18 protein-coding genes are annotated in these 21,033 nt (G+C 46.3%); 3 read left to right on the forward strand and 15 right to left on the reverse strand.

Annotation, left to right across the window (positions count from 1 at the left end; translation table 11 throughout):
• Window positions 1-35: 35 nt before the first annotated feature.
• Window positions 36-440 carry a globin gene (locus OO778_RS17905; RefSeq protein WP_258622040.1) on the reverse strand — a complete coding sequence of 135 codons (405 nt, stop codon included), beginning with the start codon at window positions 438-440 and terminating at the stop codon, window positions 36-38.
• Window positions 441-678: 238 nt separating this feature from the next.
• Between OO778_RS17905 and OO778_RS17910 the strand changes: the two genes are divergently transcribed.
• Entirely contained in the window at window positions 679-1,335 is a 657-nt protein-coding gene (locus OO778_RS17910) for an NAD(P)H-dependent oxidoreductase (protein WP_031780265.1), read from the forward strand.
• Window positions 1,336-1,438: 103 nt separating this feature from the next.
• Here the strand turns inward: OO778_RS17910 and choV are convergent, their stop codons facing one another.
• The 14 genes from choV to OO778_RS17980 form a co-directional block, all read right to left on the reverse strand.
• A complete protein-coding gene (gene choV / locus OO778_RS17915; protein WP_264912298.1) occupies window positions 1,439-2,617 on the reverse strand; it encodes a choline ABC transporter ATP-binding protein in 1,179 nt (392 codons plus the stop codon).
• Between the two features lie 2 nt (window positions 2,618-2,619).
• Window positions 2,620-3,462 (reverse strand): choline ABC transporter permease subunit, encoded by an 843-nt coding sequence (gene choW / locus OO778_RS17920; protein ID WP_264912299.1) that lies wholly within the window; start codon window positions 3,460-3,462, stop codon window positions 2,620-2,622.
• A gap of 78 nt (window positions 3,463-3,540) precedes the next feature.
• Window positions 3,541-4,479 carry a choline ABC transporter substrate-binding protein gene (locus OO778_RS17925; protein WP_005392553.1) on the reverse strand — a complete coding sequence of 313 codons (939 nt, stop codon included), beginning with the start codon at window positions 4,477-4,479 and terminating at the stop codon, window positions 3,541-3,543.
• Window positions 4,480-4,517: 38 nt separating this feature from the next.
• Complete coding sequence (gene betA, locus OO778_RS17930) at window positions 4,518-6,233, reverse strand: choline dehydrogenase (RefSeq protein ID WP_264912300.1); 1,716 nt, start codon at window positions 6,231-6,233, stop codon at window positions 4,518-4,520.
• A gap of 181 nt (window positions 6,234-6,414) precedes the next feature.
• Window positions 6,415-7,875, reverse strand: coding sequence for a betaine-aldehyde dehydrogenase (gene betB / locus OO778_RS17935; RefSeq protein WP_264912301.1), 1,461 nt, complete (start codon window positions 7,873-7,875; stop codon window positions 6,415-6,417).
• Between the two features lie 18 nt (window positions 7,876-7,893).
• Window positions 7,894-8,493, reverse strand: coding sequence for a transcriptional regulator BetI (gene betI, locus OO778_RS17940; RefSeq protein WP_005392557.1), 600 nt, complete (start codon window positions 8,491-8,493; stop codon window positions 7,894-7,896).
• Between the two features lie 523 nt (window positions 8,494-9,016).
• Window positions 9,017-11,065, reverse strand: coding sequence for a tetratricopeptide repeat-containing diguanylate cyclase (locus OO778_RS17945; RefSeq protein ID WP_264912302.1), 2,049 nt, complete (start codon window positions 11,063-11,065; stop codon window positions 9,017-9,019).
• 429 nt (window positions 11,066-11,494) lie between these two features.
• On the reverse strand, window positions 11,495-12,253 hold the full coding sequence (locus OO778_RS17950) for an SDR family oxidoreductase (protein WP_005392559.1): 759 nt from the start codon (window positions 12,251-12,253) through the stop codon (window positions 11,495-11,497).
• A 9-nt stretch (window positions 12,254-12,262) separates the two neighbouring features.
• A complete protein-coding gene (gene mmsB, locus OO778_RS17955; RefSeq protein WP_237309456.1) occupies window positions 12,263-13,159 on the reverse strand; it encodes a 3-hydroxyisobutyrate dehydrogenase in 897 nt (298 codons plus the stop codon).
• An 18-nt stretch (window positions 13,160-13,177) separates the two neighbouring features.
• Complete coding sequence (locus OO778_RS17960; protein ID WP_264912303.1) at window positions 13,178-14,308, reverse strand: enoyl-CoA hydratase/isomerase family protein; 1,131 nt, start codon at window positions 14,306-14,308, stop codon at window positions 13,178-13,180.
• Window positions 14,309-14,318: 10 nt separating this feature from the next.
• Window positions 14,319-15,095: an enoyl-CoA hydratase gene (locus OO778_RS17965; RefSeq protein WP_264912304.1), complete on the reverse strand. Its 777-nt coding sequence runs from the start codon at window positions 15,093-15,095 to the stop codon at window positions 14,319-14,321.
• A 49-nt stretch (window positions 15,096-15,144) separates the two neighbouring features.
• The gene (locus OO778_RS17970; RefSeq protein ID WP_005382663.1) at window positions 15,145-16,299 is read right to left on the reverse strand and encodes an acyl-CoA dehydrogenase family protein; all 1,155 of its coding nucleotides are present in this window, start codon (window positions 16,297-16,299) and stop codon (window positions 15,145-15,147) included.
• A gap of 90 nt (window positions 16,300-16,389) precedes the next feature.
• Window positions 16,390-17,883, reverse strand: a complete 1,494-nt coding sequence (locus OO778_RS17975; protein ID WP_264912305.1) for a CoA-acylating methylmalonate-semialdehyde dehydrogenase — start codon at window positions 17,881-17,883, stop codon at window positions 16,390-16,392.
• A gap of 70 nt (window positions 17,884-17,953) precedes the next feature.
• Window positions 17,954-19,132, reverse strand: a complete 1,179-nt coding sequence (locus OO778_RS17980) for a thiolase family protein (RefSeq protein ID WP_264912306.1) — start codon at window positions 19,130-19,132, stop codon at window positions 17,954-17,956.
• 209 nt (window positions 19,133-19,341) lie between these two features.
• Here OO778_RS17980 and OO778_RS17985 point away from each other — a divergent pair, with 209 nt between their 5' ends.
• Together OO778_RS17985 and OO778_RS17990 are read left to right on the forward strand one after the other, a co-directional pair.
• The gene (locus tag OO778_RS17985) at window positions 19,342-19,728 is read left to right on the forward strand and encodes a MerR family DNA-binding transcriptional regulator (RefSeq protein WP_203492019.1); all 387 of its coding nucleotides are present in this window, start codon (window positions 19,342-19,344) and stop codon (window positions 19,726-19,728) included.
• A gap of 45 nt (window positions 19,729-19,773) precedes the next feature.
• Complete coding sequence (locus OO778_RS17990; protein WP_015313375.1) at window positions 19,774-20,943, forward strand: isovaleryl-CoA dehydrogenase; 1,170 nt, start codon at window positions 19,774-19,776, stop codon at window positions 20,941-20,943.
• The last annotated feature ends 90 nt before the right edge of the window (window positions 20,944-21,033 follow it).

Consider the following 21,033-nt stretch of genomic DNA (forward strand, 5'->3'; position numbering starts at 1 on the left):
ACTTGCTTGTTTTCGAAGAGTATTTAGTTTCTCTTTTAGTGTTTGGAGCACTCCCGCTTCATTACCGACAAACCTGTTTTAAAACAAGCTCTCCACGCTGTTTCGACATCATCGTCGTATTCAAAATCACACTCTTGAACCGTTTCGATAAGGCTTTCAAACCAAACATCAATATCCTGTGGTTCAATGCCAATATCGGAACTCGCATGCTTCTTACCATATTTCTCCACCATCTTGTGCGCCTCGTTAGAGGTATCGGCCATCATAAAAAACACGATAGATCCTCTAAGCATTCGCACCTGTTGGTGCATGTCGACACCATCAAACTTTTGTCTGAAGCTTGTACTTTTTGACCATAAATTCTTGTAAAACAAGTCGAAAAAGCCTTGGTTCGCGATACAACGTTCATAACTATCGTTGAAAACTTGAATCACGTTCATGTTGCTCTCCATTACTCTCTTAATATGAGTGTAATTTAATAATCATCAAAAGCATCTAAATGATGATGCCTAACCCTATGAAGCACGCCAATTTTCAATAAAAAGTAAAAAGTGATTCAAATAAACGCCCTCTTATCAATGAAAAAATATCCCGTATTATGAATCCATATTCGAGGTACGCATGGTTGTCGATGCTAAGCGCATCCTCATTTGTCACAAAAATAAAAAGGATACAAACGTGTCTCATCAAATCATTACTGATCTAAACAGCCGCTACACTGCTAAAAAATACGACGAAACCAAACGCGTTTCTCAAGAAGACATGGCAATCATCAAAGAAGCACTCCGTCTTTCAGCGTCTTCAATTAACTCGCAACCGTGGAAATTCATCGTGATTGAAAGTGATGAGGCCAAGCAACGCTTCCACGATACATTTGCAAATATGCACCAATTTAACCAGCCACACGCGAAAGCCGCGTCACATACGATTCTGTTTGCGTACGATCCAAACTTCACCAAAGAGAAGTTCGCGAAACGTGTGGATGCCGAAGTAACGTCTGGCCACCTACCGGCGGAAATGTACAACAACTTTATGGGCGCCTACGCTTTTGCCGATGCAAATACGGATGAAAATGGCTTTAACGGAAACTGGACAAAAGCACAAGTCTATTTAGCGCTAGGCAATCTACTACACACCTTGGCTCGTCTGGGTATTGACTCAACGCCGATGGAAGGCGTAGATCCAACACTGATTGGAGAAGTATTCAAAGAAGAATTAGAAGGCCATGTCTGTGAAGTTGCACTGGCGATTGGCTACCACAAAGACGGGGAAGATTATAATCATGGTCTACCAAAAGCTCGCCTTGCGATGGATGATGTAATTACAACTCTATAGTCGACCGTTTCCTTAGCTTAACTACTTAACTCATTGTTTAAACCAAAAAGAGCCGCACTAATGTGCGGCTCTTTTTTAGCTTGGCTTCAACTCTATTCCAACTTTATGCCACATGCTCAGACTTAAAATTACCAAGCAATGCATCGTAAAGCTCGTGGTCACTTAACACACCAACTAACTGGTTGTCCTCCACCATAAGCAGAGGCTGATTGCTGCGCTGCTTAAGCTCAATCGCTTCTCGCATACTGATTTCCGGGCTAACCTGAACCAGAGAGTTTTCGTTTACCTCATCAAGGTTCGAAGAATCGCTCTTCCATTGAACCAACGACTTATCTGTATCCGCTAAGCTTAAGCCTTTGCTCTCTTGGGTCACCCAAATACCTTTGTCAGGGCAAATCAGAACACGCTCATCTTCACGAACTAAGTCGTCACGCATCAAAGAGCGTCCCTTAAGTACGTTCAATGGATTAGTGTGGGCTACAAAGTCAGCCACATAATCGTTTTCTGGAGCAAGAATGATCTGCTCGGGCTTGCCGTGTTGAATCAGTTTTCCTGATTCCATAATGGCGATGTTATTACCGATTTTAAGCGCTTCATCCAAGTCGTGACTCACAAAAAGAATGGTTTTGTTTAGCTTTTCTTGAAGCAGAATCAATTCATCTTGAAGCTGAGCACGAATCAATGGGTCAAGCGCTGAAAACGGCTCATCCATTAACAAGATATCTGTGTCCATCGCGAACGCTCGCGCTAGGCCAACACGCTGCTGCATACCACCAGAGAGCTCGTGCGGGAATTTCGTTTCCCACTCAGACAAACCGACCATTTCGAGCTGTTCACGCGCTTTTTTACGGCGCTCTGCTTTGCCAATGCCTTGCATTTCTAGACCAAACGCAACGTTATCTAATACCGTTAACCATGGCATCAATGCAAACTTCTGAAACACCATGGATACGCGGTGAGTACGAAGGTGGCGCAACTTCTGTTCGTCACAGTTAGAGAGCTCAACCATGTCGTCGCCGTCTTTAATTTTCAGAGAGCCACGAGAAATTTCGTTCAACCCGTTAACTGTTCGCAGCAAACTTGATTTACCCGAGCCTGAAAGCCCCATCAAAACACAGATCTCACCCTGTTTCACGTTCAGCGAAACATTATCAACCCCAACCACTTGGCCAGTTTCGTCGATGATCTCTTGTCGAGACTTGCCTTGGTCTAGTAGTGCTAACGCTTGTGACTGCTGCTGACCAAAAACCACATCAAGATTTTGAATAGTAATTGCGTCCATGATTAAACCTCCTTCTGGTTTGGTGCTTTACACAAGCGGTCAAGAATGATGGCGACGAGTACAATCGCTAAACCCGCTTCAAAACCTTGCGAGATGTTTACGGTATTCAGTGCACGTACGACTGGCTTACCAAGTCCATCAGCACCAACAAGTGCCGCAATGACCACCATAGAGAGAGACAACATAATACATTGCGTAACACCGGCCATAATACTTGGTAATGCCGCAGGTAATTCCACCTTAAACAGCAACTTCATGCGGCTTGCACCAAATGCTTTGCCCGCTTCCAGTAGCTCCTCCGGCACTTTAATAATACCGAGGTAAGTCAATCGAATTGGCGCAGCGATAGCGAAAATGATGGTCGAGATTAGGCCAGGGACAATACCTAAGCCAAACAGAACCAAGGTTGGAATTAGGTAAACGAATGTCGGCACGGTCTGCATCAAATCGAGGATTGGTCGCAACAAGGTATATAACCAAGGACGGTGTGCCGCCATAATGCCCAACGGCACGCCAATTAATACGGAAATCGTTGTCGCTGCAAACACAAGGACAAAGGTTTCCAGCATTTCTTGCCAGTAACCAAGGTTGAGAATTGCGAGCAAGGCCAACACGATGAATACAACAAGCGGAATGCTGCGGTGTAAGAACCAAGCAATTGCCGCCGTCATAATGATTGGCGCTGCAGGTGGCATCCATTTAAAAATGTCCACCACGAAAAGAATGATCGTTTCAAGTGTAATAGAGATTGCATCGAAGAAACCCGATGCATTGATGGTTAACCAATCGACGCCAGTTTCCATCCATTGGCCCAACGGTAGTTTGTTGTCCGTAATAAAATTCAAAATAAAACCTTTGTGTTAATGAAGCGGGCATGACTGCCCACTTTCTTTTTCAAAAAAACGCGCTTAAAAACTGCTTAATTAAGCGTTAGTTTTTAAATAGTTAGTAATTGCAGTTACTGCGTCTTGACCATCCACCGTCTTAACGCCTTCTAGCCACGCTTCAATTTGTTCTTGGTTTGCGTTCAACCATGCTTGCGCTGCTTTCGACGGTTTCTGCTTCTGGTTGAGAATCGCTTCCATCAATTCGTTTTCCATTTCTAGGTTGAATTCTAGGTTTTTCACTAGCTGACCTACATTTGGACACTCAGCAAGGTAGTTTTTACGTACGTTTGTGTACACATTCGCGCCGCCGTAGTTAGGGCCGAAGAAGTCGTCACCACCCGCTAGGTATTCCATTTCAACGTTGCTGTTCATTGGGTGCGGGGCCCAACCTAGGTACACAATCCATTGGTTGCGGCGCGCAGCACGTGATACTTGAGACACCATGCCAGCTTCACTGGATTCAACTAGGCTGAAGTCTTTTAGGCCGAATGCGTTGCTATCAATCATTGATTGAATTAAGCGGTTACCATCGTTACCTGGTTCAATGCCGTAAATGCGGTCTTTAAATTTGTCGGCATGTTTTACTAGGTCAGCGAAGTTGGTCACGCCTGCGTCATAAACGTACTTTGGAACCGCGAGTGTGTATTTTGCGCCGACGAGGTTCGCTCGTACGGTTTCAACGGTACCTGCATCACGGTATTTCGCGATGTCACCTTCCATTGTTGGCATCCAGTTACCTAGGAAAATGTCGATATCGCCATTGGCCATAGAGGAGTAAGTTACAGGCACTGACAGAAGATCGGTCTTCGTTTTGTACCCCAACCCTTTTAGCAGCTCAGATGTCACGGCGGTGGTCGCCGTAATGTCAGTCCAACCTACATCTGCAAAACGTACCGTTTCACATTGGTTGGCATAAGCGCCTGTTGCTAAAGTACTTAGTGCGATTGTTGAGAAGATTTTTGTCATCTTAGACATATTGAATTCCTTGTAATGATTACTGACTTTTTTCGTTTTTATGAGATCGAATCGAGATCTCTTTTTGGCGGATGCATTCGTTGCATCTCTTGCCAGTTCGGTGCAACCCAAACTGGTGCGTTGTTCGACGTTTCCAGGGCGTTATCCAAAATCATGTCCGCGGCACGTTCTGCCACCATAATCGTTGGCGCATTTAAATTACCGTTCGGAATGGTTGGGAAAATAGAAGAGTCCACCACACGCAAGCCTTGAATACCGCGTACTTGGCATCGCTCATTCAAAACCGCTAATGGGTCATTGTCTGCGCCCATTTTGCAGGTACAAGATGGATGGTAAGCACTCTCGACATTCTGCTTCACCCATTCATCAATTTGTTCATCCGTTGTGATATTCAGACCCGGCTGGATCTCATCACCACGAAACTCATCCATGGCTGGCTGATTGAGGATCTCGCGAGTAAGGCGAATACAATCACGCCAATCCTGCTTATCTTGTTCAGTGGAAATGTAGTTAAACTCAATCTTCGGCTTATCATTCGGATTCGCAGATACAACTTCGACCGAGCCGCGACTTTCGGGCTTGTTAGGTCCAACGTGCACTTGGAAACCATGACCGTCAAAAGCAGCTTGTCCGTCATAACGCATTGCCGCTGGCAAAAAGTGATATTGAATATTTGGCCACTTTAGTCCCTCACGAGAACGAATAAACGCACATGATTCAAAGTGGTTAGTAGCCCCAAGGCCTTTGCGAGTTAATATCCACTCAGTGCCAATCAAGCCCTTGCTCACCAAACCTAATTTGCTGTTGAGCGTGATAGGTTGCTTACAGTGATATTGGAAGTACACTTCTAAGTGATCTTGCAGGTTTTTACCTACCCCTTCCAACGGATGTTTCACCTCAATGCCTGCTTTTTCTAATACTTCTTTAGGGCCAATGCCTGAAAGCTGCAACAGCTGAACTGAGCCAACCGAACCAGCACTCGAAATCACTTCATGATTCGCAAAACATTGCTGAACTGAACCTGACTTTTCGAATTCAACACCAACCGCTTTCTTGCCTTCTGCGCCTGTTTCTTCTAGTAATACGCGATGAACTGTCACTCGCTTCATTAGGGTGAAGTTTTTGCGTTTTTTAGCACGGCTTAAGTATGCATTAGAGGTTGAAGCGCGTACGCCTTTGTCAACGGTCATGTGCATTGGGCCAAAGCCTTCTTGCTGATAACCGTTGTAATCTTTTGTTTCTGGGTAGCCCGCTTCTTTGCCTGCATCAATAAAAGCTTGATACAGCGGATTGAGCTTCATATCGTTGCCGTTACATGTGCCGACTGGACCGTTATCGCCTCGGTATTCATCAGCACCACCAATCCAAGACTCTGCCTTACGGAAATAAGGCAAACACGATTGATAATTCCAGCCTTTCGCGCCTTCCTCTTCCCACTGGTCAAAGTCACAAGCGTGTCCACGAACGTAAACCATGCCGTTGATAGAAGAGCTACCGCCCAGAACTTTCCCGCGAGGACAATGAAGTTGACGGCCATCCAACCCTTGCTCTTCAACTGTCTCAAACTGCCACGCGTATTTTTCAGTGTTCATAGGGTAAGAAAGCGCCGTTGGCATTTGGATAAAAATACTTTTATCCGACCCACCCGCTTCGAGTAATAGGACCGAATATTGACCACTTTCACTTAAGCGATCCGCTAACACACAGCCGGCCGAACCCGCACCGACGATGATATAATCGTAGTGTTGTTGCATTTTGATTCTCCTAGGAGTTAATACCAATCACAGTAGATAAGTGAACGAAATTAGCGTAGGAAAAATGCTTGAGAACAAGGCGGAAATTTTCGATAAGTAGTTAGCCTACAATCAAAATTGACAACGCAGTTATCGAGCATTTTAACAAGCTAAAGTGGTCAGTTATCTACTACGATTGGTATCATTTGTAAGGGCTTTCGAAGTCGCTTAGCTGAACCAGAACACTCTTCGTTTGCGTGTAATGTTTAAGGGTTTCGACACCGTTTTCACGGCCAACACCTGATTGTTTGTAGCCACCAACTGGCATTTCCGCAGGTGAGTCGCCCCATGTATTCACCCAACAAATACCAGCTTGAATTTGATGAATCACGCGGTGGGCACGAGATAGGTTTTGAGTAAATACGCCTGCAGCCAAGCCATAATCGGTGCCATTTGCACGCGCAATCACTTCCGACTCATCACGGAATTTCAGCACTGACATTACCGGACCAAAGATTTCTTGCTGAACGTGGCTCATGTCATCATCGCAATCGACAAATACGGTTGGAGCAACAAAGTTACCATTGGCTAAGCCATTCTCTGTTACTTTGTTGCCACCAGTCAGTAACGTCGCGCCACTCGCTTTCGCGGCTTCAATCGCTTCTAGTACTTTCGATTCATGATCTTTAGAGATCAGCGCGCCAATTTGCGTGTTCTCATCAAGCGGATCGCCGACAACTAACAACTCAGTTCGAGCTTTAAGTTGTGTAATAAAGTCATCATAAATGCCTTCATGAACAAACACGCGTGTACCGTGCGTACAAACTTCACCTTGCGTATAGAAGTTCGCCACCATGGCCGCAGAAACGGCATCGTTTAACTTCGCATCATCAAAAATAATCAGTGGAGACTTACCACCCAGCTCCATCGTTACTTGTTTTAGTGTCTTAGCGCTGTCACTCATGACGACTTTACCGGTGCCTGATTCGCCCGTGAACGATACTTTTGCGATTTCAGGATGCGCCGTTAGCATCTGCCCTACTCGGTAATCCCCTTGTACGACATTAAATACGCCATCTGGCATGCCCGCTTCTGAATAAATTTCTGCTAGCTTAAGCGCTGTTAATGGTGTTTCTTCTGATGGTTTGAAGATCATAGCGTTGCCCGCAGCCAGTGCTGGCGCCGATTTCCACATCGCAATTTGGATTGGATAATTCCAAGCGCCAATACCTGCACAAATGCCCAATGGCTCGCGACGTGTGTAGAAAAACTGGTCTTCGCTGAGTGGCTGCTGCTCACCTTGCAAGCTTGGAGCAAGACCCGCATAGTACTCAAGAACATCGGCACCTGTCGTTATATCAACCGCGATAGCTTCTTGAATTGGCTTACCAGTATCTGCCACTTCTAATGCTGCCAGCTCGTCATTACGCTCACGTAAAATGGCAACGGCTTTGTGTAAAATACGGCTACGCTCGATCGCAGTCATTGCTGACCATGCAGCAAAACCTTTCTTTGCCGACTCAATCGCCGCTTCGAGATCGTCTTGGTTCGCTTGTTTAATATTGGCCAATGGCTCACCATTCGCCGGATTGTAAGTGGTGAAGTGCTCATCTGAACACCCGTTGTACATCGCACCATTGATATAGTGTGCTTTCATTTCCATTTTGAAGACCTGTGACTTTTATATTTTTTCAGAATAAAACGTAAGTTGTTTGTCGAGATAGTCGTTGATGATGATTCTCGCTCTTTCTGCATCAATGCCTTGCGGGTTGAGCGTTCCGCGCAGCCAAATACCATCGATAAGTGACGCAATACCATGAGCAACCAGTTCGGCCTGCTCTGCATTTAATAATGCTTTGAGTTCTTTTCTTAGGTGGGACAATAAACGTCGTTCATTGACACGCTGCAAACGCTTAAGCTGTTCGTCATGCATTGAGTACGACCAGAACGCTAGCCAAGTCTTAGCAACTTGGTTTTCTGCCTGATAGCCGACAAAGTTACCGTCAATGATGGCATTAATTCTCTGATGATGAGCATCGCTTGGCAGCTCACGTAACTTCTGCGTGATGGTGGACGAAAGCTGACGCAAGATTTCGCGCATCGTTTCCTCCAGCAATCCGTGCTTACCACCGAAATAGTGGTTGATAATCCCCGTTGATACACCTGCTTCTTTGCTGATCAACGAAATACTCGCAGCATGTAAACCGACTCTATCAATCACTGACATTGTCGCTTTCACCAGCTGTGGTTTTCTGATTTCAGGCATCCCCACCTTTGGCATTTTGCGTCCTTGTTATTTTTAATTGAACGGTTAGTTAAATATAAAATGCCTGAAAATTAGTTCGAACTCAAATCATTTTTTAAGAAAAAGGTTATTAACAAAGGAAGGAAAGTTGATGGTGTACGCAAAATTTCCATGCGATAACTTGTCGTAAAAGTCAAAGATGCGTTTAAAAATCCAAATAAAAACACAAATAAACCAATAACTTATTGAAGTGTCAATTTTTAACACACCTTTCAGAGAATTGTTTTTCGTGCCACAAAAATCCACACCAGAAAAATTTTACATCGACCACTAATCATTTCACCTGTATCGGCTTTGTTTGTATAAAAAACAGACATACTCGTTTGTTATAGCTTCGTATACACAAGTGACATTAGTACTTTGAAAATGGGGGAGATAAAACGAGTAGAAAATACTGAACGCTATGAGTATGTAATTCGATACTCTTAAGCGATTTTGAAGTAACCAGTAGGAAGGATGAGTTCAGGCTCACCGTTTGATGAGCCTGCATTCTTGATTATTAGGTCAGCTTGCGCCCTTTCACGCAGTTACGTCCATCCGCTTTAGCTTGATAAAGTAATTTATCTGCCTGATCACAGAGTGGTTTAAAATTCATCTCGCTATCTTCAGTCGTCACAACACCAAAACTACAGGTCACTCTCACTTCTTCATTCTGTTCCGTGACGAACCCATGTAAGGATAAAGCGCTACGTAATCGTTCAGCGGTAATGAGAGAGTCTTCATGATCGGTATTGGGCATCACAACAACAAACTCCTCACCACCAAAGCGTGCAACAATGTCATTTTCACGCACCGTCTCTTCTAGCACTTTGGCAACGCCTGTTAGTACGGCATCACCGAACACATGTCCATAGGTATCATTTACCTGTTTAAAATAATCTACATCGATTAGCGCTAAACTTACCGGCCCCGACTGCGGCTTCTTTGGCACCATTTTCTGTTTATCGAGTTTGCTATCCACCCATTTGTTTAAAGCTAGGTAGCCGTACTTAACTTGCTCGACTTGCTCAGACACAAAATGCTGGACCTTTTCTTGCTTAGATTGAGGCGTCGGCTTTTCTTTGCGTTCACGTTTCGTCTCTACGGGTTTAGTGAACCAATCTTCTAAAAAACGGCGATTGAATAACCCTGTCAACGTATCTGTCTTTGCTAGGCGGCGCATTCTTAAACGTGATCGATTCACAACAAGGAATACCACTGCCATCAAAAAGAGAACACCAATGAGTGCTAGTAGCGCTTCACCCAATAGATAAAAGGTACGACGGTTATTTTCCAGTTCCATACGCTGCAACACGTTGTTCCAGTTGAGATCTTCGTTCTCATATTCAAGTCTTTCTAGCTCAAATAGCGTCTGCTGACGCTCAAGATTTTCAACTTCTCTTTGGTTGCTAAATTGGATGAATTTATCGTGATAGTTGCCGTAAGTTTTATACGCTAATTTAAAGTCATTGCTTCCCGCGTAGGCCATGGCAGCCACTTTTAGTAGTTCCATTTGCTGTTGCTTAACATATCGGCTCTCGATAATTTCCGGCAACATAGGCGCGATCATCGCTAGAAGTGTCTCAAACTGCTTCTGTTCTAGCATATATTCGGCTTGCAACAGCTTAAATGTCGCTAAGTAGGCGCTAGAGGTTTCTCTATACTGTAAGTTCTCCGCCAACTTTAAGTGGCGAACCATCTTATTTTCTTGGTTCGTCTCACGGTATAGCGCAGCAAGCTCGAGGTTAACTCGAAACCTAAAGCGCCCGTCACCAATGATTTGCGCGAGCTTTAGCGCTCTCTGATACGATACAATCGCCTCTTCGTATTGGAACTGTGCCTTATGAAGCTTTGCTATCGTTAAGACGCTCAGCAGCTCATTGAACGACATGCGTCTATCCCTAAAATAACGGTACGCTTGTTCCAACAATGCTTCTGAACGGTCATAGCCCTGAATTTTGACCAGTACGTCACCAAGCTCTAGCGCCGCCCGTTCGACCAGTCCTTGAACGCCAGAGGACTCAGCCGCATCCATTGACGACATAATTGCGGCATAGGATTTTTTAAACTCGCCCTGCTCATCGTAGTAACGTCCTTTTAGCAACAGGATCTCAGACTCGAGCTGCTTATCGCCATTTTCACGCGATGTTTCCAACAAACTATCCAACGAAGAAAGCGCGGTATCGATATCGCTCTTTCCGACCATAGTTCGCATCTGAATCAACTTAAATAAGAGATACTCATGGCTTTGTGGACGCACAAGTTCCAACCCTTTTTGTGCGACGTTTTGGCTCTCTTCCGCGCGCCCAAGTAGCTCTAGAACCGTGGACTTTGCAAGCCAATAACGTACCAGTAGCTCTGTTGGTTGATTTTGTAGTAGAGAGTCTTCTTCTAACGCCTCAATCAAAGCTAAAGAGCTCTGAGGTAATGCGTAAATTTGATTTTCAATGCCTTCTAGCGACTGTAAAAACTTACCTTCTTGTTCAACCTTTTCTGCGGATGCCTGAATAGAAAGACACAGACACCCCAATAGTAGTGGCATCGTCCTAAGCGAATGAAATAGTGACATTATTGCTCTTCCCTAATGGGTAGTTACTTCAGTGTAATAGAGAATTCTGGTTATTTTATTATTAAGGTAGCTGAAGGTTATTCAGCCAGCCTCATATTCCCATGTATTTTGCGCTGAATAATAAATCACCATCTTTAGATGTCGAAATGGTTTTCGGTCACAATATAATCAATAAGAGTATTTTTCATACCCCTAGAAGCAAAATCTCACTAATGAGACAAATAATTGTCTTGATTGTGAATTAATGTATTTACATAAAAATTAACACGAGAGCACTTATTCATACCAAAAATACAAAAGAGTTGTAAATGTAATCGGTACAGCAGCCGTTGCTAAAACATCCATTAAAAATTATCGATAGAAACAATATAAGAAAGGAGGAAGGAAGCGGACAATCAAGCTCGCTCCCCTTTTTAATATGAGGAGGGGCTACATTCGCATTCCGCCATCGACTTCGAATACTCTTCCAGTCACGAACTCATTGGTTAACACGTATTTGATGGTCGAAGAAATTTCATCAGCAAGACCTAAGCGTCCGACAGGAATCATTTTAACTAAACGCTCCATCGCTTCAGGTTTTATTTGGTCCGTCATGGCAGTCTTGATGACACCCGGAGCAATCGCTACTGAGCGAATTCCGAAACGCCCTAACTCTTTCGCCCACACCGTCGCCATGGTGGCTACCGCCGCTTTGGATGCAGAATAGTTAGTTTGACCAATATTCCCCGCACGCGCGACGCTAGATATGTTGATCAGAACGCCTTTGCTATCGGTGTTCAGCATTACCTTGCTCGCTTCGCGGCCACACAGAAAAGTACCTGTCACATTCACATCCATAACAGACTGAAATTGTTCCAGCGACATCGCGTTAACCTGACCATCTTTAACTTTGATGAACATGCCATCGCGCATAATGCCTGCGTTATTGATCACGCCATTGAGCTGTTTGAAATCCGCTTCAATTTGCGTAAAAGCAGCGCACACTTCTTGTTCTTCCGTCACGTTCGCTACATAAAAACGAGTGGTGACTCCGAAAGATTCACACTCCGCTTTCGTTTCAGCCAGTTGGTCTGAATTGAGGTCGATAAGCGCAAGGTGAACACCGCTTTCCGCTAGCGACAGCGCCATTTGTTTACCAAGCCCCTGCCCGGCCCCCGTGATCGCAATAACCTTATTTGCTAGATCCATAAGCACTCCTTAGGCCTGATTTTGCTTTTGGTAGAACTCAAACAAGCTTGAAAAATCTTTTTGTCCGTTGCCCTGACCGTTGTGAAAATTAAACAGGTTACGAGCCAAGCTGCCCATTGGCGTTGATGTTTGACTGGCAACCGCCGCTTCCATCGCAAGACCGAGATCTTTCGCCATTAACTGACTCATAAAGCCGCCCTGATAACCATTGCTTGCAGGCGTGTTTTCCATCACACCTGGGCACGGGTTGTAAAGCTCTAGCGCCCAGTTACGGCCTGAACTTTGCAGCATGATGTCAGACAGCACTTTGGGATCGAGTCCGTTTTCCATGCCTAAATTGAGTGCTTCACAAGTGCCGCTCATCAAAATGCCCAACATCATGTTATTGCAGATCTTCGCCACCTGACCGGCTCCGGCATCACCTGCATGGAAAATGTTTTTGCCCATGCGGCTAAGCACCACCTTGGCTTGAACAAAGTTCTCTTGTGAGCCGCCAACAATGAAAGTCAACGTACCTGCCGCTGCGCCCGCAACGCCACCAGATACCGGTGCATCAACAAAGCTGATGCCAAGCTGCAGCGCCTTTTCGCCAACCAAACGAGCGGTCGCTGGATCGATGGTGGAAGAGTCGATTAGCAGCGTTCCAGAATCTACGCTATCTAAGATCCCGTCTTGACCAAGATAAACACTTTGAACGTGTTGGCTAGCAGGTAGCATGGTGACCACCACGCTCGCACCTTGAACGGCTTGTTTTACCGAATCTGCACTCGACGCACCAAGTGCGGTAAGTTCTGCCACAGCGTTTGGATTCAAATCAAACACTTCGACGTTCAAGCCCGCTGTGAGTAGGTTCTTAGCCATAGGCGCGCCCATGTTGCCAAGGCCAATAAATGCAATTTTATCCATGTCGTATTTCTTCCTTGTCTAAAGTGCCACAGTGGCAACCGAGGATGCGGTCAGTGGGTATTCTGCTGAGTCAATTGGCGCGAAGAAGCGTTCCAAAACTTGTGGCGTTACGTCAGAAACCGTGCGATGTTGCCAAGTCGGTTGATTGGTTTTATCGATAATCAGCGCACGAACCCCTTCTCTAAAATCACCTTCTAAGCCGCAACGTAACGTCAGATTAAATTCCATATCAAAACACGCTTTCAAAGAGAGGTTTTGATACTGCGTTTGCTGCTGATAAGTGATATTGAGCGACAACGGACTGCCATAATTCAATGCTTTTTGCGCATTGATGAACCACTTATCATCAACGTCGGCACTGCTGATTGCGCGAACAATCGAATCTAAATCACCCGAACAAAGCTGCTCAATCAATCCGGCATATGGCATCAACATCCCTTCGCTTGGCTCGTCCACTTGTACCGAACGTAGCGTAGTAACGATTTTTTCGTTGATGTTTGCTTCACCTTTCCAACTTACCGATGCGAGTAGATCCAACAGTGCTTGTTTGCTTTCTGGCTTTGCAATCCATTGGCTTAATCCCAACGCTTTCATGTCTGTCGCATTAATTTGGCAAGCCGTCAAACTTAAGAAAAGTGCCAAATGTTTTGGCAACTGATTTAGGAAGTACGTCGCGCCTACGTCTGGGTAAAGGCCGATTTTAATCTCTGGCACCGCAAAGCGTGTGGTGGTTTCTGCTACGCGATGACTTGCGCCCATAAATAAGCCCACACCGCCGCCCATCAGATAACCATGCCCCCACGCGATGATCGGTTTTGGATAAGTGTGAATAAGATGATCACAGCGATATTCGAGGTCAAAGAAGGTTTCCATCGCTGAAAACGCAGAATCAAAATCTTGCTCTTTGTTTTCAAGCGCACGGTAAATCGCTTGAATGTCACCACCAGCACAAAACGCTTTTTCACCCTTGGCATGCAAAAAGACCGCGGCGATACTGTCGTCCATTTGCCATTCATTAAGCTGTTTGTACAACTGCTCAATCATCACGTAACTCAGCGCGTTAAGGGCGGCTGGATTATCAAGCTCCAACACACCAATAACAGAGTCATCCGCGCACTCCAGTTTTGAAACATTTACTGTACCTGTCATTTGGCCTCCACTAGCTGTTTGTCCATTGTGGCTTACGCTTTTGCAAGAAGGCGTTCACACCCTCAGTCTGATCTTGTGTATTAAACAGCTGTAAGAAGAGTTCACGCTCCAAGACCAGTCCGGCCGCGTGAGTTTGGCTGCGTCGACCTTGAATAAGCTTTTTGCATGCAGACACGGATTTCGGCGATTGACCTGCGACACGCTGTGCCAGTGCCATCGCAGCATCCAGAGCTTTGCCTTGTGCAACCACTTCTTCGACTAAACCGATTTGTTCCGCTCGCTCGGCCGTCACTCGTTCGCCACATAGAATCATACGCTTCGCCCAACCTTCACCTACCAACGCGGTCAGGTTTTGCGTTCCGCCCGCGCAAGGCAACAAGCCGACCGATGCTTCAGGAAGTGCCATTTGTACTTGTTCTTCTGCGATGCGAATGTCACACGCCATCGCCACTTCCAGACCACCACCCATCGCATAGCCATTAACCGCTGCGATAGAAACGCCATTGAACGCAGACAACGCTTCAAAGGCTTCACCAAAAGCGAACGCCATATCTGCTGCTTGCGATTTATCGCCGGATGCAAAGTTGTTGAGATCCGCTCCAGCAGAAAAGAATTTCTCACCTTCGCCCGTCAGTACCAACGCATAAATAGAGCGATCATTACTGAGTTCAATCGCCAACTCTTTGAGCTGATTTAGGGATTCAAGCGTCCAAGTGTTCGCTGGCGGATTACTAATCGTGAGTTTGGCGATATGCGCTTCGCGCTCTAGTTTGATTTGTGCCGTCATAATCTTTCAGTCCTTTGTTATTCCTTTAGGTAAGGCTATGTCTAGCTGACTAAAGCAGTTCAACGCCTTCCGTTAGTAATCGTCTTGCGACGATCAGACGCATGATTTCGTTGGTGCCTTCAAGGATTTGGTGAACACGAACGTCTCTAAAATGGCGCTCAACAGGATATTCTTTGATGTAGCCATACCCACCATGAATTTGTAGCGCCTGATCGCAGACTTTAAAGCCCACATCAGTAGCAAAGCGTTTTGCCATGGCACAGTACGCACTTTTTTCAGCGTGTTGGGCATCGAGTTTAGCGGCAGCGAGTCGCACCATTTGACGCGCGGCAACCAGCTCAGTCGCCATATCGGCCAACTTGAATTGCAGGGCTTGGAATTGCGCCAGTGAACGTCCGAACTGTTTGCGTTCTGTCATGTATTGTTTGGCTTCGTTCAGTGCTTGTTGTGCCGTGCCGACGGAACAAGTAGCGATGTTGATTCGGCCGCCATCCAGACCAAGCATGGCGAACTTAAAGCCTTCGCCCTCTTCACCCAACAGATAGTCAGCCGGAATGCGGACATTTTCAAAGGTGATCATGCGCGTTGGTTGGCAGTTCCAACCCATTTTGGCTTCTTTCTTACCGTAGCTAATACCTTCGCAATCAGCAGGAACAACGAATGCAGAAACACCACCCGCCCCTTCGCCGCATGAACGCGCCATCACGACCAATACATCTGTATCACCCGCGCCAGAGATAAACACTTTTGCGCCATTGAGGACAAACTCATCGCCGTCACGCACTGCACTGGTCGTCAGTGAAGCGGCATCAGAGCCGGCATTAGGTTCGGTTAAGCAGTAGGAAGCGAGCTTTTCACCCGAAATTAGATCCGCGCTAAATTGTTGCGCCACTTCCGCTTTGGCAAAGCTGGTGATCATCCACGTCGCCATGTTGTGAATGGTCATAAACGCAGTAGTCGCGGTACAACCCATAGCCAACTGCTCGAAAATGATCGCCGCATCCAAACGAGACAATCCCAAACCACCATGCTCTGGCGGCGTATAGATGCTGAGAAAACCCAGCTCACCCGCCTGACGCAGTACATCTTTAGGGAAATGATGGTTTTCATCCCACTCGGCCGCGTGCGGCGCTAACATTTGGTCTGCAAACTGCTTTGCTACTTCGGCAAACGCGAGTTGATCTTCGTTTAATTCAAAATCCATCTTGAAGTCCTAAGGTCTAATTCGTTGCACTTGAAGCCAAGCCATCTAAAGGTTTGAAAGGCTTGGCTAGAGGTATCGCTACTTCTGTGACTAGCTCAATTGAATGGTCATGTTTGGACCGCTTGGAATGTCATCTTCAAACCAACGCGCAGTGACAGTTTTCGTCTCGGTGTAGAAGCGAACCGCTTGTTTACCGTAAGCATGCAGGTCGCCGTAGAAGCTGCCTTTCCAACCCGTGAATGAGAAGAACGGCAATGGCACTGGAATCGGCACGTTAATACCTACGTTACCCACTTCGATATTGTGCTGATACTTTCTCGCGGCAGCGCCGTTCGCCGTGAAAATAGACGTACCATTACCAAAGCGGTTTGCATTGATCAGTTCAATAGCTTCATCTAGGTCATCCACTTCCATAGTTAACAGTACAGGCCCGAAAATCTCTTCCTGATAAATCGACATGTCTGTCGTCACATTGGTAAACAGTGTTGGACCGACCCAGTTACCGTTCGGGAAGCCAGATACTTCGCAATCTGTCCCATCCAGAACACAATTCGCGCCAGACGCTTTACCTTCATTAATCAGATTCACCACGCGCTGCTTCGCTTGCGGGCTAATCAGTGGGCCATAACCTGCGGTTTCATCGTCCCACGCCCCTGGCTGAACCTGAGCTAACGCCTCTTTAAGCTCTGGAATCCATTCTTTGGTTTCGCCGACAAATACCGCCACCGAAATCGCCATACAGCGTTGGCCTGCGGCACCGACTGACGCGCCAACTAGGTTATTGATGACTTGCTGCTTGTTTGCATCTGGCATGATGACCATGTGGTTCTTCGCACCCGCAAATGACTGCACGCGCTTTAGGTTGTCCGTACCCGTTTTGTAGATGTACTCACCAACTGGCACAGAACCAACAAAAGAGATCGCACGAACGACTGGATCAGTCAGAATGCGGTCGACTTGCTCTTTGGTGCCGTGGACAATTTGCAGCACGCCTTTTGGTGCGCCTGCTTGTTCAAACAGCTCCGCCAATTTCATTGCAGTCAGCGGAACTTGTTCCGACGGCTTCAAAATAAAGGTGTTGCCACAAGCGATCGCCATTGGGAACATCCATAGAGGGATCATAGCAGGGAAGTTAAACGGAGTAATACCCGCACAAACACCGAGCGGTTGAATGTAAGAGTAACCATCAATATTGGTCGCGACGTTTTCAACCGTTTCGCCCATCATTGAGCTACAAATGTTCGCCGCTTGTTCTACGACTTCAATCCCGCGCCAAATGTCACCCTTTGCATCCGCAAGAGTTTTGCCTGTCTCACTTGAAAGCAGTATCGCCAACTCATCGTGTTGCTCTTTTAGCAGGTGTTGGTAGCGCAGCATCAATCTTGCACGCTCCGGCGCAGCGACTTCTTTCCAACGCTTAAACGTCTCTGTTGCGCTAGCAATCGCCGCATTCATTTCTGACTCCGTGGCACAAGGTACTTGCGCAATCACTTCGTTGGTTGCCGGGTTAGTTACATCTAGCCATTGTTTTGAGTCGGAGATGGCAAATTCACCACCGATATACTGCTTTACTTGTTCTGTCATGATGACATCCTTGTATTTTTCAGCTTGTTACTGACTACTGTTATGTAAGTGAAACTTTGTTGAGAGTGATTTAGCAGATTTCAATCGCGATAGCGGTAGCTTCGCCGCCACCAATACAAAGCGATGCAACGCCACGCTTACCACCAGTTTGTTTAAGAGCGTGAATCAAAGTGACAAGGATTCGATTGCCACTTGCGCCTATTGGATGCCCCAGCGCACAAGCCCCTCCGCGAGGGTTCACTTTGCTCTCGTCCAGTTCGAGTGCTTTCACCGCATATTGAGTCACGACAGCAAAAGCTTCATTGATTTCCCAAAGGTCCACGTCTGATTTGTCCCAGCCCGTTTTTTCAAGCAGCGATTCAATCGCGAAGACTGGTGCGATGGTGAACTCATCAGGCTGTCTTGCATGCGTGCTGTACGCGACAATTTTGGCTAGAGGCTGAAGGTTTTCCTGACGACCAAACTCACTATCGACTAAGATAATTGCCGACGCACCATCCGAAATGGAACTAGAGTTTGCTGCGGTTACGCCGCCATCTTTGGCAAACGCAGGGCGTAAGGTAGGAATTTTAGTGACGTCGAGTTTGCTCGGTTGCTCATCATCTACAACCAAGGTTTCGCCGCGTCGACTTTTTACGTTAACAGGCACGATCTCTTCTTTGAAAAAACCTTGTTCGATTGCTTGCTGCGCACGAGTCACCGACTGCTGCGCCCAGGCATCCATACTTTCACGGCTGAACTGATACTTTTGCGCCGTCTGTTCTGCAAAGACACCCATCAGCTCGCCTTGGTAGGCATCCTGCAACCCGTCATAAAACATGTGATCAAGCACTTGCTCGTGACCTAAACGGAAACCATCACGCGCTTTCTTTAATAGATAAGGAGAAGACGACATGTTTTCCATGCCACCAGCGATGACAGCATGCGCATTGCCAGATTGAATAAGGTCATATGCCAGCATGACGGTTTTCATACCCGATCCACAAACTTTGTTCAGTGTCGTACAACCAATCGATTGTGGCATTTCAGCTTTAATACTTGCTTGTCTTGCTGGCGCTTGCCCCACGCCGGCGGGTAAAACGCATCCCATCAACACTTCGTCTATTTTTTGCACATCGAGTTGGCTTTCAGCTAGTGCCCCTTGGATGGCTTTCGCACCGAGTTCCGTGACATCTGTTGAAGCTAATGCACCTTGAAAAGAGCCGATAGGCGTTCGCTTAGCGGCAACAATCCATGTTTCATTTTTCATTCCATTAACCTTTTATTGACGTTTACGTCATAACTATACTAACATTTACGTTAACGTCAAGTTTGAGGTTATTGTTTGTTCGAGTGATTCTTTTATTTCGGGTAAATGCGAGTGATATCAAGGCTCAAGAGTGGATGTTGTTTATTTACTTTAACGTTAACGAATTGTATATTCGTATGAATGTTATACGAAAGTCGTAAGGTTAAGGAATGAACACATTTAAGATCAGCGAGCTCGCGAAGGAGTTCGACATTACCACCCGAAGTATTCGCTTTTACGAAGATTTAGGTCTCCTAACTCCAGAACGTAAAGGCAACACACGAATCTACAATGGTCGCGATCGAATTCGACTAAAACTGATTTTGCGAGGTAAGCGATTGGGCTTTTCTCTTGCAGATATCAAAGAGTTATTTGAACTCTACGATACCGATCAAAGTACTGAGCAGTTGAACTATATGATTCGGTTGATCGAAGAGAAGAAGGCAGCATTGCAACAGCAAGCAAACGACATTCAAGCGGTAATGATGGAGTTAAACGCGGCGCAGTTGCGATGCCAAAATACACTGAGCTCCATGAAAGGCGAAAAAGTCACCTAACACCTCAACTCTGGGATGTAGGTGACGTAAAGGCAAGGACACGCAATGAAATCTACCTACTCTTCCCTGAACTTTGTTTATGACGAAAATACCGATTTGCTTCGTGAGCAAATCAATAGTTTTGCCGCAAGAGAGATAGCGCCTTTAGCGCAATCTATCGACCAATCTAACGACTTTCCAAACCATCTTTGGTCCAAACTGGGTGACATGGGTCTTTTAGGTGTGACCACCAGCGAGGAGTTTGGTGGTGCGAACATGGGCTATCTCGCCCACGTGATTGCCATGGAAGAGATCAGCCGAGCATCAGCCTCAGTTGCGTTAAGTTACGGCGCACACTCTAACCTTTGTGTTAACCAGATCCACCGCAACGGCACACAAGCGCAAAAAGAAAAATACCTACCTAAGCTCATCTCGGGCGAGCATATTGGTGCTCTTGCTATGAGTGAACCCGGTGCTGGCTCTGATGTGGTCTCTATGCAGCTTAAAGCGGAACGTAAAGGCGATATTTTCCTGCTAAACGGCAACAAAATGTGGATCACCAACGGCCCAGATGCACACACCTATGTTGTCTACGCCAAAACCGACCCAAGCCAGCACTCCAAAGGCATCACGGCATTTATTGTAGAACGCGGCTTTCCTGGATTTACTCAGGCGCAAAAACTCGACAAGTTGGGTATGCGCGGCTCGAATACCTGTGAGCTGGTGTTCCAAAACTGCGAAGTCCCAGCGGAAAATATTCTCGGTGAAGAAAACCAAGGCGTGAAAGTGTTGATGAGCGGTTTGGACTACGAACGCGTGGTACTTGCCGGTGGCCCGCTTGGCATTATGCAGGCGTGTATGGACATCGTTGTGCCTTACATTCACGACCGCAAACAGTTCGGCAAATCCATCGGTGAATTCCAGCTAGTTCAAGCCAAAATCGCCGACATGTACACGCAAATGAATGCCGCAAAAGCGTACGTTTACGCTGTGGCAGCCGCTTGTGATCGCGGTGAAACCACCCGTAAAGATTCTGCTGGTGCGATCCTCTACAGCGCAGAACTGGCAACCAAGATGGCGTTGGATGCCATTCAGCTACTCGGCGGTAACGGCTACATCAATGAGTTTGATACCGGCCGTTTGCTACGCGATGCCAAGCTGTATGAAATCGGTGCGGGCACGTCAGAAATTCGCCGCATGCTTATTGGTCGCGAATTGTTTAACGAAAGCGCCTAGTTAATCCACTCAGGCGTTTTGATTCTAACAACTTCCTTATTCAACCTAAATTGGTGACAGGCACTCTATGCCTGTCACTCCGAATGGAGA

It is taken from the genome of Vibrio sp. STUT-A16 (genome assembly GCF_026000495.1).
Taxonomy (GTDB): domain Bacteria; phylum Pseudomonadota; class Gammaproteobacteria; order Enterobacterales; family Vibrionaceae; genus Vibrio; species Vibrio diabolicus.

Coding starts and splice junctions, on each gene's coding strand:
- OO778_RS17905 (WP_258622040.1), bottom strand. CDS start 440: ATGAACGTGATTCAAGTTTTCAACGATAGTTATGAACGTTGTATCGCG.
- choV (WP_264912298.1), bottom strand. CDS start 2,617: ATGGACGCAATTACTATTCAAAATCTTGATGTGGTTTTTGGTCAGCAG.
- OO778_RS17925 (WP_005392553.1), bottom strand. CDS start 4,479: ATGTCTAAGATGACAAAAATCTTCTCAACAATCGCACTAAGTACTTTA.
- betA (WP_264912300.1), bottom strand. CDS start 6,233: ATGCAACAACACTACGATTATATCATCGTCGGTGCGGGTTCGGCCGGC.
- betB (WP_264912301.1), bottom strand. CDS start 7,875: ATGGAAATGAAAGCACACTATATCAATGGTGCGATGTACAACGGGTGT.
- betI (WP_005392557.1), bottom strand. CDS start 8,493: ATGCCAAAGGTGGGGATGCCTGAAATCAGAAAACCACAGCTGGTGAAA.
- OO778_RS17945 (WP_264912302.1), bottom strand. CDS start 11,065: ATGTCACTATTTCATTCGCTTAGGACGATGCCACTACTATTGGGGTGT.
- OO778_RS17950 (WP_005392559.1), bottom strand. CDS start 12,253: ATGGATCTAGCAAATAAGGTTATTGCGATCACGGGGGCCGGGCAGGGG.
- mmsB (WP_237309456.1), bottom strand. CDS start 13,159: ATGGATAAAATTGCATTTATTGGCCTTGGCAACATGGGCGCGCCTATG.
- OO778_RS17960 (WP_264912303.1), bottom strand. CDS start 14,308: ATGACAGGTACAGTAAATGTTTCAAAACTGGAGTGCGCGGATGACTCT.
- OO778_RS17965 (WP_264912304.1), bottom strand. CDS start 15,095: ATGACGGCACAAATCAAACTAGAGCGCGAAGCGCATATCGCCAAACTC.
- OO778_RS17970 (WP_005382663.1), bottom strand. CDS start 16,299: ATGGATTTTGAATTAAACGAAGATCAACTCGCGTTTGCCGAAGTAGCA.
- OO778_RS17975 (WP_264912305.1), bottom strand. CDS start 17,883: ATGACAGAACAAGTAAAGCAGTATATCGGTGGTGAATTTGCCATCTCC.
- OO778_RS17980 (WP_264912306.1), bottom strand. CDS start 19,132: ATGAAAAATGAAACATGGATTGTTGCCGCTAAGCGAACGCCTATCGGC.
- OO778_RS17985 (WP_203492019.1), top strand. CDS start 19,342: ATGAACACATTTAAGATCAGCGAGCTCGCGAAGGAGTTCGACATTACC.
- OO778_RS17990 (WP_015313375.1), top strand. CDS start 19,774: ATGAAATCTACCTACTCTTCCCTGAACTTTGTTTATGACGAAAATACC.